The sequence below is a fragment of the Rhizobium laguerreae genome (assembly GCF_019778565.1).
GTDB lineage: Bacteria > Pseudomonadota > Alphaproteobacteria > Rhizobiales > Rhizobiaceae > Rhizobium > Rhizobium laguerreae.
This window is the reverse complement of sequence record NZ_JAAXQT010000018.1, coordinates 42,288-55,312: the sequence shown is the minus strand read 5'-3', so window position 1 is coordinate 55,312 and position 13,025 is coordinate 42,288. Positions and strand designations below refer to the sequence as shown.

10 protein-coding genes are annotated in these 13,025 nt (G+C 62.0%); 3 read left to right on the top strand and 7 right to left on the bottom strand.

Going from position 1 to position 13,025, the window contains the following annotated elements:
* Positions 1 to 44: 44 nt before the first annotated feature.
* The 4 genes from HFO71_RS34285 to HFO71_RS34270 all read right to left on the bottom strand — a co-directional run bounded on the left by HFO71_RS34285 (position 45) and on the right by HFO71_RS34270 (position 4,762).
* The gene (locus tag HFO71_RS34285; RefSeq protein WP_168340932.1) at positions 45 to 1,013 is read right to left on the bottom strand and encodes an ABC transporter permease; all 969 of its coding nucleotides are present in this window, start codon (positions 1,011 to 1,013) and stop codon (positions 45 to 47) included.
* A 10-nt stretch (positions 1,014 to 1,023) separates the two neighbouring features.
* The gene (locus HFO71_RS34280; protein ID WP_168340931.1) at positions 1,024 to 2,526 is read right to left on the bottom strand and encodes a sugar ABC transporter ATP-binding protein; all 1,503 of its coding nucleotides are present in this window, start codon (positions 2,524 to 2,526) and stop codon (positions 1,024 to 1,026) included.
* Positions 2,527 to 2,531: 5 nt separating this feature from the next.
* Entirely contained in the window at positions 2,532 to 3,572 is a 1,041-nt protein-coding gene (locus HFO71_RS34275) for an ABC transporter permease (RefSeq protein WP_245007078.1), read from the bottom strand.
* 110 nt (positions 3,573 to 3,682) lie between these two features.
* Complete coding sequence (locus HFO71_RS34270) at positions 3,683 to 4,762, bottom strand: sugar ABC transporter substrate-binding protein (RefSeq protein WP_168340930.1); 1,080 nt, start codon at positions 4,760 to 4,762, stop codon at positions 3,683 to 3,685.
* A gap of 221 nt (positions 4,763 to 4,983) precedes the next feature.
* Between HFO71_RS34270 and HFO71_RS34265 the strand changes: the two genes are divergently transcribed.
* The 3 genes from HFO71_RS34265 (at position 4,984) to HFO71_RS34255 (ending at position 9,141) form a co-directional block, all read left to right on the top strand.
* Positions 4,984 to 6,594, top strand: a complete 1,611-nt coding sequence (locus tag HFO71_RS34265) for a GMC family oxidoreductase (protein ID WP_168340929.1) — start codon at positions 4,984 to 4,986, stop codon at positions 6,592 to 6,594.
* Between the two features lie 26 nt (positions 6,595 to 6,620).
* On the top strand, positions 6,621 to 7,889 hold the full coding sequence (locus HFO71_RS34260; protein ID WP_168340928.1) for a glycerate kinase type-2 family protein: 1,269 nt from the start codon (positions 6,621 to 6,623) through the stop codon (positions 7,887 to 7,889).
* Between the two features lie 220 nt (positions 7,890 to 8,109).
* Positions 8,110 to 9,141 carry an aldo/keto reductase gene (locus HFO71_RS34255; RefSeq protein WP_221989048.1) on the top strand — a complete coding sequence of 344 codons (1,032 nt, stop codon included), beginning with the start codon at positions 8,110 to 8,112 and terminating at the stop codon, positions 9,139 to 9,141.
* A gap of 182 nt (positions 9,142 to 9,323) precedes the next feature.
* Here HFO71_RS34255 and HFO71_RS34250 read toward each other — a convergent pair whose 3' ends face one another.
* From HFO71_RS34250 to HFO71_RS34240, 3 genes are read right to left on the bottom strand one after another with little or no spacing between them, the layout of a single operon-like run.
* Positions 9,324 to 10,835 carry an FGGY-family carbohydrate kinase gene (locus tag HFO71_RS34250; protein WP_168340926.1) on the bottom strand — a complete coding sequence of 504 codons (1,512 nt, stop codon included), beginning with the start codon at positions 10,833 to 10,835 and terminating at the stop codon, positions 9,324 to 9,326.
* Positions 10,836 to 10,855: 20 nt separating this feature from the next.
* Positions 10,856 to 11,872 (bottom strand): galactitol-1-phosphate 5-dehydrogenase, encoded by a 1,017-nt coding sequence (locus HFO71_RS34245; protein WP_221989046.1) that lies wholly within the window; start codon positions 11,870 to 11,872, stop codon positions 10,856 to 10,858.
* A 30-nt stretch (positions 11,873 to 11,902) separates the two neighbouring features.
* On the bottom strand, positions 11,903 to 13,021 hold the full coding sequence (locus tag HFO71_RS34240; RefSeq protein ID WP_168340924.1) for a glycerol dehydrogenase: 1,119 nt from the start codon (positions 13,019 to 13,021) through the stop codon (positions 11,903 to 11,905).
* Between the last annotated feature and the right edge of the window lie 4 nt (positions 13,022 to 13,025).

Below are 13,025 nucleotides of genomic sequence, written 5' to 3'. Positions count from 1 at the left end.
TGCGCGGCCTTTTTTGTGTGCTGGTGCCGTCTGCGCGCGGCCCATCATTTGATGATCGCAATCTTGCTGCGGTCGATGGTGATGGCGACGGCGAGGATCAGCACCGAACCGAAGACGACGTTTTCGGCGAAGATGTTGATACCGATGAAGGTCATGCCGATACGCACGATCGAGATGATCAGCGCGCCCACGGCCGTGCGGGCGACACCGCCGAGACCGCCGGTGATGGCGGTACCGCCGACGATGACGGCGGCGATTGCCGGCAGCAGCAGCTGATTGGCAAGATTGGGCGAACCGCTCGATAGACGCGCAGCCAGGATGACCCCGGCAATTGCGGCCAGCATGCCGGAGATCGCAAAGGCGACGATCTTCGTGCGTTCGACGTTGATGCCCGCGGCAATCGCGGCCGGTTCACCGGCGCCGATTGCCAGGCTATGACGGCCAAAGCGCGTGTATCTGAGGCCGAAAAAGGCGAGGATCCCAATGATCGCGGCAATCCAGATGACGGTCGGCAGCCCGGCAAACGTCCCGTTGATCCAGGCGGTGTTTTCGCGTCCGCCCTCCTCGATGGTGATCGCCCGGCCGGCAGCGGCCCACAATGCGATACCGGCCACGACGCCGCCCGTCGCCAGCGTCGCCACGAAGGACGGCACCTTGAGGCGGACATGGACATAGCCACTCAGCGCTCCGAAAACGAGACCCGACAGGATTGCCACGGGAAAGGCGAGCATGCCGATCTGCGGCAGAAGCTGTGCCAGGATGACGCTCGACAGCGACGCCACCGATTGGATCGACAGATCGATGCCGCCGATCAGGATAACGAAGGTGACACCAGCCGCCAGGATGAAAAGCACGGCGGTATTGGAGAGCAGAAGTAGCAGCGTGTCGCCGGTCAGGAAGCCCGGTGCCGCAAGCTCGATGATCAGCACCAGCACCACCAGCAAGGCAGGCGGTATCGCCCCTTGCGTCCAGCCCGCGGCGAGGAGAGTTTTCATGTTGTTGACGCTTGTCATGACGCTCTCCTCACACCATTGCCCGAACGAGATCGACCTGATCCGGTTTGTTTCCCGGCACCGCATCGAAATGAGCGGTAACGACGCCGTCGCGCATCACCAGCACGCGATGCGACAGGCCGATCGTTTCCTCAAGCGTATCGGAAATCAGCAGGATCGCGACACCCTGGGATGAGAGGTCACGGACCAGCTCGTAGACTTCTTCCTTGGCCCCGACATCGAGCCCGCGCGTCGGGTGATCGAGGATCAGGATCCGCGATCCCGCCGTCATCCAGCGCGCCAGAACCACCTTCTGCTGATTGCCGCCGGAGAGTTTCCGGCAGGCGATATCGGGTCCCGGCGCCTTGATGCGCAGGCGCTTGATCCAGTCGGCAGCCAGCTGCCGCTCACGGCGGTAGTTGATCGCGCCGCCGCGCATCACCGAGGATAGATCGGCAAGCGTGATGTTTTCGGCGATCGACAGGAACATCACCAGCCCCTCGACGCGACGCTCGCGCGGGACGTAGCCAATGCTTTTGCGAACCGCCTGTTCCGGGGTGCGGAAATGCACCGCCTCGCCGTTGATCTTCAGGGTTCCGCCGGTATGGGGCATGAAGCCGCCGATCGTTCGCGTCACCTCTTCGCGGCCCGAGCCGACTACACCAGCGATGCCGACGATCTCGCCCGCATGGATCTGCAGATCGACGTCGTGAAAGGCGCCAGCGATCGCCAGCCTGCTGGCATCGACGACGATCTCGCTCTTCGGCGGCAACTGCTTGTCTTCCTTGTAATAGGCCGATTGCAGGCCGCGACCGACCATGATTTCGTGCAACTCGGGACCAGTGACATCGGTTGCCAGATGCTCGGCCACCATCTGTCCGTCCTTCATCGTGTAGACGCGGTCGGAGATACGCAGCACTTCATCCAGCCGGTGCGAGACGAAAACGAAGCTTGCCCGCGATTTCAACGAGCGGACGCGCTTGAACAACACGTCGATATCGCTGCCGCTCAAGACCGAGGTCGGCTCGTCGAGCAGGATCACCAGCGGTCGCGAGACGGCCTCCTCCAGCGTCAGAGCCTTAGCGAGTTCGACCATCTGGCGCGCGGCAAAGGTGAGTTCCGACGTCCGTGCGGTCACGTCGATATCGACGCCGATCTTGTCGAGCTGGCGCTTTGCCGCTGCTCGCATCGCTTTCCAGTCGACAATGCCGAAGCGGACGAACTGGCCTTCCTGGCCTAGATAGATGTTTTCGGCAACGGAGATGTTGAGCAGCAGAGACTGCTCCTGAAACACCATGCCGATGCCTTGGGCGGCACCATCGCGGGCATTGCGCAGCTTCAACGGCTGGCCGTCGAGCTTAAGCGTTCCGCTGTCGGGCTGATGTGTTCCCGCAAGAATGCGCATCAATGTCGATTTGCCGGCACCGTTTTCACCGATGAGGCCGACGACCTCGTTCGGTCTGATTTCAAGCGAGACGTTCTTCAATGCGTGAACGCCGGCGAAGGATTTGCTGATCTCGTTGACTGAAAACATGCCGGTCACTTCACGATCTGGAGGCGCAGGCGGTCGAGCGACAGCGCTACGGCAGCGATGATCATCACTCCCTGCGCGGTCTGCTGCACGTAGGGCGAGACGCCGAGCAGGATCATGCCGTTGCTGAGAACCGTAACGATCAGCACTCCGACGAGGGTATTCACGACACCACCTTCACCGCCTGTCAGGGCCGTGCCGCCGACCACGACTGCGGTGACCGCGGCGAACAGGCGCCCATCGGCAATAACGGCATCTGAGCGGCCGAGTTGGGCGGCCGCAAGGACGCCGGCAATACCGAAGAAGAAACCGGCTAGGCCGAAGGCCATGATACGTACACGGCGAAGATTGATTCCGGACAGTTCAGCGACGTCCTCACCGCCGCCGATCGCGATGATGTGACGGCCGAGGCGGGTGTAATATTGGACGGTGCAGGCGATGAGGAATGCCGCAAGCGCCACCCAGACGGCGAAGGGCAATCCGAGAAAGCGCGAGAGCGCCAGATCGCGGATCGCGGGATCCATGAGGCGTACGGCGGAACCGCCAAGCATATAGACGGAAATGCCGAGCCCGATAAACCACACGCCGAGCGTCGCCATGAACGACGGTATTCTAAGATATGTCTGGATGATGCCGGTTGTGAGACCCATTGCAGTGCTGGCGGCGATCGCCGCGATGACCGCAAGCCAGCCATAGGCGTTGGCATTTGCATCATTGGTGGCGAGCAGGACAGTCACCATAGCCGCTACCGAAAGCGAGCCTTCGACCGAGAGATCGATGCTGCCGAGTAGGATGATGAAGGTTAGGCCCATCGCCAACGTCAGCGGCACCGAAGCAGAATTGGCAATGCGCACCAGATTGCGGGGCTCGATAAAATTGGGATTGGCGATAGTGATGAGAATGCACAGGGCGATCAGCACCAGCGCCGGAGCGTAGGCGCGCAAGCGCTTGAGCATCGGCCCGCTGAAGAGGCGGCTTCCAACAGTCGGCATGGCACCTGCCCGCTCGCTTTTTGTCATAGTCTTGATGTGTTCGGCATTGATGGTCAACAGACGGCACCTCGTTGCGTCATCCGGAAAAGCTGGCAGGCGCGGTTAGGCCTGCCAGCGAGGAGGCAGCCGCGGGAGGAGCCGCCGCTGCGGGGGAGACATGATACTTGTTATGCGCGGATGGCGCCCGTCACGCGACCCCAAAGATCGTTCCAATCGAGCGTCGGATGTGCTTCGATATTGGTCTTGTAGTATTCCTCGACGTTCTCCTTCGCGATCAGCACGGCCTTGCCGTAGAATTCGCGATGATCGGCCGGCTCCTTGGCCGGGTCGAACTTCTTCTGGAGAGCCGCGAGGCCGATGGCGAGACCCATGCCGCCCTGCCAGTATGGATCGGAGGTGACGGTGCAGGCGAATTCGCCCTTGCGCACGGCATCGACCGCGGCCTTGATACCGTCGACGCCGACGACCGGGACCTTGCCGGCGAGATTTTCGGCGCGCAACGCTTCAAGCGCACCGGTGCCCATATCGTCGTTGGCCGCCCAGATGCCCTTCACGTCGTCGCCGAAGCGCGTCAGAAGGTTGCTCGTCAGATCGTAAGCCTCCGACGACTTCCAGTTGGCAACCTGGAAATCCAGGAGCTTGATGTTGGTATTGGCCGCAAGTGCGTCTTCAAGACCCTTCTTGCGCTCGATTGCCGCCGTGTTCGAGATCTGGCCGCCCAGCGCGATGATGCCGCCGGAACCGCCGATGCTCTTGAAGAGAATCTCGGCGATCTGCTTGCCGCTCGAGACGCCGTCGAATTCAATATGCGATACGTAGTTGGGGTTGAAGTCCTTCGGGTGCAGATCTTTCGGCTTGTTCCACTGGGTGACGACATAGGCGCCTGCCTTGGCGCAGGCCTCGACGATCGGGCGCGCATCCGGCGTGTCGTTGGGGTCAGAGTTCAGCACCATGTTGCCGCCGGTCTTGGCCAGCATCGCCTTGATGTCAGCAATACCCTTTTCACTGTTGCCTTCAGAAACCAGGGTGACGTGATCGAGGCCAATCGCAGAGGCAAAAGCTTCGGCGCCGGTTTTCCAAACGGCGTGATAGGGGTTGGAGAGAGAGCGGATGGACGTGACAAGCGTCGGCTTATCGGCTGCAAAGAGCTGCCTGGGCAGAGCGGCCACAGTTGCACCGGCTGCCACAGTTGCGAGAAACGATCTGCGGTTCATGCCGCCGAAACGCGAATTTATCCTATCGATCATTCGAAAACCTCCCGTTGAATGACGAAGATGGCGATGCCGTCCTTCTTTCCCCGGCATCTCCATCTGAAGCGACGTCGTCATAGCATTTGTACGACAACCCTTCAAGACGATAACCGTACCCTTTCTCTTGACGGGGGGCAATAGACTTGAGATTGTGATGATGAATTGATGCCGGGACGACGAGGAGATTCCGGTTTCAGGATTTTTTTACGGAGGAGAGAATGCCCGATTACATCATCGTCGGGGGCGGCTCGGCGGGATGCGTGCTTGCTGCGCGCCTGAGCGAGGATCCGGATGTATCCGTGACCCTGCTGGAGGCGGGCCCGCGCGACAGCAACATGTACATCCATCTGCCCGTTGGCTTTTTCAAGATGACGGCAGGTCCGTTGATCTGGGGTTACGAGACGGTCGCCGGGCGCGAGATTGCCGGGCGCAAGATGGTCTATCCGCAGGCCCGCGTACTGGGCGGCGGCAGCTCGATCAATGCCCAGGTCTTCACCCGCGGCTGCCCCGAAGATTATGACGGATGGCGCGATCTCGAGGGATGCACGGGGTGGGGCTATGAGGATGTGCGTCCCTATTTCCGCAAATCCGAAGGTAACGACACGTTCGGCGGCGCCCATCACGGCACCGAAGGGCCGCTCGGCGTCAGCTCGCAGGCCCCGCACGCCTTGACACGCGTTTTCGTGCGCGCCGCGCAGGAGGCTGGCCTGCCTTTCAATCCCGATTTCAATGCGGGCTCGCAGGCCGGTGCGGGCTTTTACCAGACGACGACGAAAAACGGTAAGCGCAGCAGCACGGCCGTCGGCTATCTGAAGCCCGCCGCGCACCGCAAGAACCTGACTGTCCGCACGGACACCGCCGTCAATCGCATCGTTATCGAAAATGGCTGCGCCGTCGGCATCGAGATCATCGAAAACGGCCGGCCGGTGCTGTTGCGCGCCGAGCGCGAAGTGATCCTGACATCGGGCGCCATCGGTTCGCCGAAGATGCTGATGCTCTCGGGCCTCGGGCCCGCCGATGAACTGCGGGCACTCGATATCGACGTGATCAGAGATCTGCCGCAGGTGGGCAAGAACCTCCAGGATCACATGGATGTCGACGTTCTTGCCGAACTCACCGGCTCCCACGGCATCGACCGTTACAAGAAGCGTCATTGGCAGGTGGCAGCCGGTATCGAATACGCGCTGTTCGGCAAAGGGCCGGTGGCATCCAATATCGTCGAAGCTGGCGGGTTCTGGTGGGGCGATCGCGCCGAGACGACACCTGACCTGCAGTTCCATTTCCTGCCCGGGGCCGGCGTCGAGGAAGGTATTGGCGGCGTGCCGGGTGGCAACGGCTGCACGTTAAATTCCTACCACGTGCGGCCGCGTTCGCGTGGGCAGGTGACGCTGCGCTCAAAGGATCCGGCTGTGCCGCCGGCTATCGATCCGAACGCCTTTGCCGAACCCTACGATCTCGAACGCGCCGTCGATGGCATCAAGATCAGTCAGGAGATCCTATCGCAGCCTGCCTTCCGGCCATTCGTCAAACGGCTGCATCTGCCAGACGGCAACATTCGCACGCAGGAGGAATACCGCCAGTTTGCCCGGCAATATGGCCGCTCCGCCTATCATCCCGTCGGGACCTGCCGAATGGGTGGCGGCGAGGACGCCGTCGTCGACCCGGAACTCAAGGTGCGCGGCATAGATCATCTCAGGGTCTGTGACAGCTCCGTCATGCCACGGCTGATTTCCTCCAACACCAACGCCGCAACGGTCATGATCGCCGAAAAGTCGGCCGATATTCTCAAAGGCGTCCTGCAACTGCAACCGCAGCACGATTACGCATGACGATCCTTCCCAGGGCAAATCATTCCATGACCCATTCCATCCCCTCGCCCCGTATATTCCTGACCTCGCTTTTCAATGCTGCCGTCAAGGCAGCCGATCCGCTGACCGGGATCGCGGCGCATCTGCCGGAAAGGCCGAAAGGCAAAACCGTCGTCATCGGCGCCGGCAAGGGGGCAGCACAGATGGCCCGAGCCTTGGAGAGCCTTTGGGACGGCCCGCTCGAAGGCGTCGTCGTCACCCGCTACGGCTATGGCTGCGAGACAGAACACGTCGAGATCATCGAAGCCTCGCATCCTGTGCCCGATGAAGCAGGCCTTGCCGCGTCGAAGCGGCTGGTCGAGACAGTGAAGGATCTTTCCGCTGATGATCTCGTCATCGCACTCGTCTGCGGCGGCGGCTCGGCGCTGCTGCCATCTCCACCGCAAGGACTGACGCTCGAAGACGAGATTGTGCTGAACGAGATCCTGCTTGCCTCGGGCGCTCCGATCTCGGCGATGAATGTCGTGCGCAAGCATCTCTCGACCATCAAGGGCGGCCGGCTGGCGGCGGCGACCGAGGCCCGCGTCGTCAGCCTGATCGTCTCCGACATCCCCGGCGACAACCCCGCCCATGTGGCATCGGGACCGACGGTGCCGGATCGCTCGACCCGGCACGAAGCGCTTGAAATCGTCGCCCAGTACGGCCTCGAGCTGCCGCAGGCAGCAATCGATCACCTCAATTCGGCCGCAGCCGAAGCGCCTCTTCCCGACGATCCGGCCTTTGCCCGCAACAGTCACCACATCATTGCCTCGGCCGGTGTATCGCTCGAGGCCGCAGCCGCGCTTGCCCGCGCGCGCGGCATGGAGGCGGCGATCCTGTCGGATGCGATCGAGGGCGAGTCCCGTGACGTGGCTCTCGTCCATGCGGCCATCGCCAAGGAAGTGTCCGGCCGCAACCGGCCGTTCGCCAAGCCCGTCGTCATCCTTTCCGGCGGCGAGACCACGGTGACATTGCGCTCAAAGGGCGGCAAGGGGGGACGCAACGGCGAGTTCGCGCTGGCAGCAGCACTTGCCTTCGACGGTTACGATATCCATCTGCTCGCAGCCGACACGGATGGTATCGATGGCTCGGAAAACAATGCCGGAGCCTTTGCCGACGGTTCGACCGTCAAGCGGCTGCGCGCCGCCGGTCTCGATCCGCGCCACATTCTCGATGCTAATGACAGCTATTCCGGCTTCAGGGCGATCGGCGACCTGTTCGAAACAGGGCCCACCGGGACCAATGTCAACGACTTCAGGGCGACCCTGATCCTTTAGTCGATAGCGGCCATGCAACATCTACTCTTCATCGGTACGCTCAACCAGCCGACCTCCTATTTCCGTAACACCCACGGCGATTTACAAGAACGGCTCGGCGCAATGTGTATGGTTACAGTGTTGTACGACAAGTAGTTTACATCTATGATGATCGCTATGGGCCGTGGCGGGTCTTTAAACAGAAACCCAAGCCGTACAAAAAAGAAGGGGCAGGAGATCAATGTCGAAGATGCAGACGAGAGCGGTGACCGCTCAGGGATTGCAGATCACCACGATGGGGTTGGGAGGAACTGGCCTCGGCAACATGTATCGCGCCACCGACCCAAAGGCTGCGCATGATACGGTCCATGCCGCCTTCAACAATGGTCTGCGTTACTTCGACACCTCTCCCGTCTACGGCTTCGGCTTGGCCGAAGCCCGTCTTGGCGACGCCATTCAGAGCCTTCCGCGCTCGGAGATCGTCATATCCTCAAAGGTCGGCTATGATCTGGTCCCTATTCCCGATAGTGAAGTAAAGCCGGTCCTGTGGGATGGGGCACCACCATTTCGCGCCGATTTCGATTATTCCCGTGATGCGGTGCTGCGCTCCATCGAGGGGTCGTTGAAGCGCCTGCAGACCGATTACATTGATATGCTCGCCGTCCATGATCCCGATGAAGCAATCCATTTTCAGCCGGGCGAAGACCCCTTTGCCCGCAGCCGCTTCAAGGAAGCGATGGAAGGAGCATATCCGACGCTTGATGACCTGCGATCCCAAGGCGTCATCAAGGCGATAGGCGTCGGCATCAACCAATGGCAGATGCTGTCCGACTTCGTCGAAGCAGGCCGTTTCGACTACTTTCTTGTGGCCGGGCGTTACACCCTGCTTGAACAGGAGCCGCTGGCGACCCTCTTTCCGGCCTGCGAAAGGAAAGGAACGAAAATCGTCATCGGCGGACCCTACAATTCCGGAATTCTTGTCACCGGGCCTGTCAAGGATGCGACATTCAACACCAAAATCGCCCCCCCGGCGGTCCTGGATCGCGTCGCCCGCCTCCATGCTGTTTGCGAGAAGCACAATGTTCCCCTCCCCGCTGCCGCACTTCAGTTCCCTCTGGGGCACAAGCAAGTCGTCAGCGTCATTCCGGGCGCGCGTTCCGTCGCCGAATTGGAGCAAAATCTCGAATTTATGCGATGGCCTATCCCGACAGCGCTATGGTCCGAGCTGAGGGAAGAGAACCTCATCGACCCGGCAGCGCCGCTGCCTAGTTGAGAAGCCGGCATAGACTTTAGGAGATAAGTACTGGTTGCAAGCCCGAGCCCCACATAAAGGCAATCGGCGCGCCATGACGCTTGAGAGGTGGCTGCCGTTCATGTGGCGAAGAAAAACGAGCTACCCGGTAGCGAGCGAGCGGGACTCGAAGTCGCGTTCGATGCAGTCGGGTTTCATTCGGCCTACCCCCTGAGCTGGCTGGCCGCCAGCCGCCGCGATTGCGGCATCAGCAGTTCTGTAGCCTCAAGATATTCGCCGAGCAATTGCTTGTAGATTTCATGCGCCGCGAGATCGGGCGCGATGACCGTCGCTTCCTGTTGAACTGCTTCGGCCGCCGCGAAGAGATCAGGTACGAGGCCGACGCCGGTGGCAGCCGCTGCAGCCGCGCCGATGATGGTGAGATTGGCCTCGCGGGGCAGCTCGACCGGCATACCGATCGCATCGACCGTTGCCTGCAGCCAGAGCCGATTCTTGGCATAGCCACCGGAGGAGACGATGCGTTCGACAGGGACCTCCAGTTCAGCCACGCGCTTGAGAACATTGGCCGAGGCGAGCGCCACGCTTTCGATCGCCGAGCGATAAAGGCTCGCCCTGTCATGGCCGAGCGACAGGCCAATGACGGCGCCGCGCAGCAGCGGCTCGCGATAGGGCGTGCGGTTGCCCATGAAATAATCGAGCGTCACGAGACCGGTGCCGCCGACGGGTATTGCGGCAGCTTTCTCGCGGAGTGCTGCACTACCAGCCGCATCGAGTTCGAACAGGTTCTTCTCAAACCAGGTCAGCACCGATCCGGCGGAGACCTGGCCGGCTTCAACCAGCCAGTGATCATCGACCAGCGCATGCGGATATGGACCCCAGAAACCATCCATCGGCCGCTGGCTGTCGAGCTGGAAGAGCTGGACGATGGAGGTACCGCCGATCATCAGCATCTCGCCGGGCTTCATGGTGCCGGCGGCGACCATGCCGATATGCGCATCGACGCCGCCCTGCGACAGGATCGGGCGGTTGGCAAGGCCGAGATGTTCGGCGGCGGCGGCGCTGACGATCTCGACCGGCGCGCCGACAGCGAAGATATCGGGCGGCAATTTCGCCTCCAGCCCCTCGACGCCGAATTCGGCATAGAGTTCGGCGGGAAACCGCCTCTGGACGGAATCGTAGTTCCATTTGCAGGTGGCGTTCATGCGCGAGCCGACCCAGCGGCCCGTCAGCATGAAATTGATATAGTCGAGGCATTCACAGATAATGTCGGCATCGGCATAGACCGCCGGCTCGTGACGGGCCAGCCACATGGCCTTGGAGATCAGCCATTCCGAGGCATTGGCACCGCCGACATAATCCATGACCGGGTTCTTCGACCGGCTGCTACGCTCGGCTTCGTCCGCGGCGCGGCAATCCATCCAGAGCAGTGCGGGGCGAAGCGGCGCGCCATCGCGCTTGCAAGCCACCACGGTCGATGCGGTGGTGGCGGCGCAGACGCCTAATATCTCGGGCGAACCGAGGTCGCGCATCAGGGCGCGACAGGCCCGGCCCAGCGCCTCCCACCAGTCGAGCGGCGATTGCTCGGCCCAGCCGGGGCGCGGATACACGGTCTGGTACTGCTGTTCGCGTTCGCCCAGCATGCGCCGCGTTTCGAGATCGAACACGCCGACCCGGATGCCGCCGGTGCCGAAATCCAGGCCGAGGAGTTTGGCCATATGCGCGGGACTCCCTTGGCTTACGGCCGGAACATGATCTTCGAGAAGAATTCGCTTCTGTTCTTGATCTTCTCGAACATTCCCGGCAGCGCCTCCAAGCCAAGCTCATGGGTGATCATGAACTCCCACTTGAGCCTGCCGCTCGCGAGACTGTCAAGCGTCACCGTCCATTGCTTGCCGGGATAGGGCGCGCCGAAGGAATTCCATGCGCCGTGCAGCGACACCTCCTGGCGGAGGAAATGCTGGAAGGTCTTGTTCTCTAGCGTGATGTCGCCGACCGGAATGCCGATGAAGACGACATGGCCGCCGGGTGCCGCCAGCTTGGCCGCGACGTTGATCGAGGAGTTGTGCCCGGCCGCCTCGACGATGATGTCGCATTTGAGATCGGCCGGAATCTGGTCGGTCACCAGGAAGGTCTGGTCGGCTCCGGCCTCGCGTGCCTGGGCGAGCTTCTCCTCCGAGATGTCGATCGCGACGACTTCCGTGCAGCCCATCAGCTTCATCCACTGGATGGCGAAGAGGCCGATCGGGCCACAGCCGATGACCGCACCGCGCTGGCCGGCGGTCGGCGGCGCTTTCCAGATGGCGTGGAGTGAGATGGAGGCCGGGTCGATCATCGCCGTGGCGCGCGGGTCCATGCCTTGCGGCGCGCGGAGCAGGTTGCTGAAGGGAACCGCGACGAACTCGGTGTAGGCGCCGTCGCGGCGCGAGCCGAAATAGTCGTAATCCCGGCAGCGGGAGAAATTGCCGGTCATGCACTGGTCGCATTTGTAGCAGGGCAGCATGGGCGGCACACCCATCAGCTCGCCGACCGAGAAGCCTTCGACGCCCTCGCCGATCTCGGTGATGTGGCCGGAGAATTCATGGCCGCAGACGATCGGCATCTTGTGGGCGCCCTTGATCAGCATGCGGGGGATGTCGGACCCGCAGACGCCGACCGCCGCGACCCGGAGCATGACATGGCCGGGCTTGAGTTCGGGCTTCGGGATATCTTCGAGGCGGATGTCGCCGGGTGAATACATGACGGCTGCGCGCATGGGTTTGGTCCTGTCTTCCAAGAAATTTCGTCAGCCCTTGAAGCTGGTGGTGAAGGCGTCGGTGGCGATGATCGCATCGCGGACGATGGCTACGGAGAGCGGCACCGCTACTTTCCAAGTCGGCGAACCCTCGGCGAGGGCCGCTCCCGCCACCCGCTCGATGTCGGCCCGGCTGACATTAGCGAGGTTGAGATCGGCGAGGCGGGTGGGAAGTCCGAGCGCCCGGCAGAATGCTGTCATCTCGCTGATCTCGGCGAGCGGCCGGCCTTCGAGCATCAAAAGGCAAAGCACGCCGAAGGCGACCTTTTCGCCATGGAAGAAGCCGTGGGTCTCATCGAGCACCGTCAGGCCGTCGTGGATGCCGTGGGCGGCCGAGACGCCGCAATTCTCGAAACCGAGACCGGAGAGCAGCGTGTTGGCCTCGATGATGTTTTCGACGGCTGATGTCAGCGCGCCCTTCTCGGCCGCGAGCTTGGCGGCCAGCGCATCACGCATCAGCACGTCATGGCAAGCGCGCGCGATGGCGATGCCGGCGGCGGGCGGCAGCATATTGGGCCGGACCAGATTGTTCGAGTTCGAGTCGAGATTGGACCGGGCCTCGAACCAGGTCGAGAGGGCGTCGCCGATGCCGGCCACCAGAAAACGCACCGGCGCACGAACGACCACGGCGCTGTCGACCACGACGATATCGGGATTGCGGCCGAGAAAATGCGCTTCTTGATAGACGCCCTCATCGCTGTAACGGACGGCGATGGCGCTGCAGGGCGCATCGGTGGAGGCGATGGTTGGGACGATCGCGATGCGGCCACCAGTGGCGATTGCGGCCATCTTGGCGGTGTCTGCCGTCTTGCCGCCGCCGATGCCGACGACGACACCCGCACCGGAGGATTTCACCAGTGCGGTAACACGATCGATCTCGCCCTGCGAGCATTCGCCATTGAAGCGTTCGAGTTGGTAGGCGAGGGCTGCCTTCTCCATGCTTTCCTTGAGAGTCGGGCCATACTGATCGAGCACGAACGGATCAGCGAGCAGGAATGCCTTGTCGCCAAGTCCCGATACATGTTCGCCAAGCCGGGTCAGTCCGCCAGCGCGCTGGATGTATGTGTTCGGTCCTCCGAACGATCGGCCACCAGCGTTTTCCCTGGACATGGAG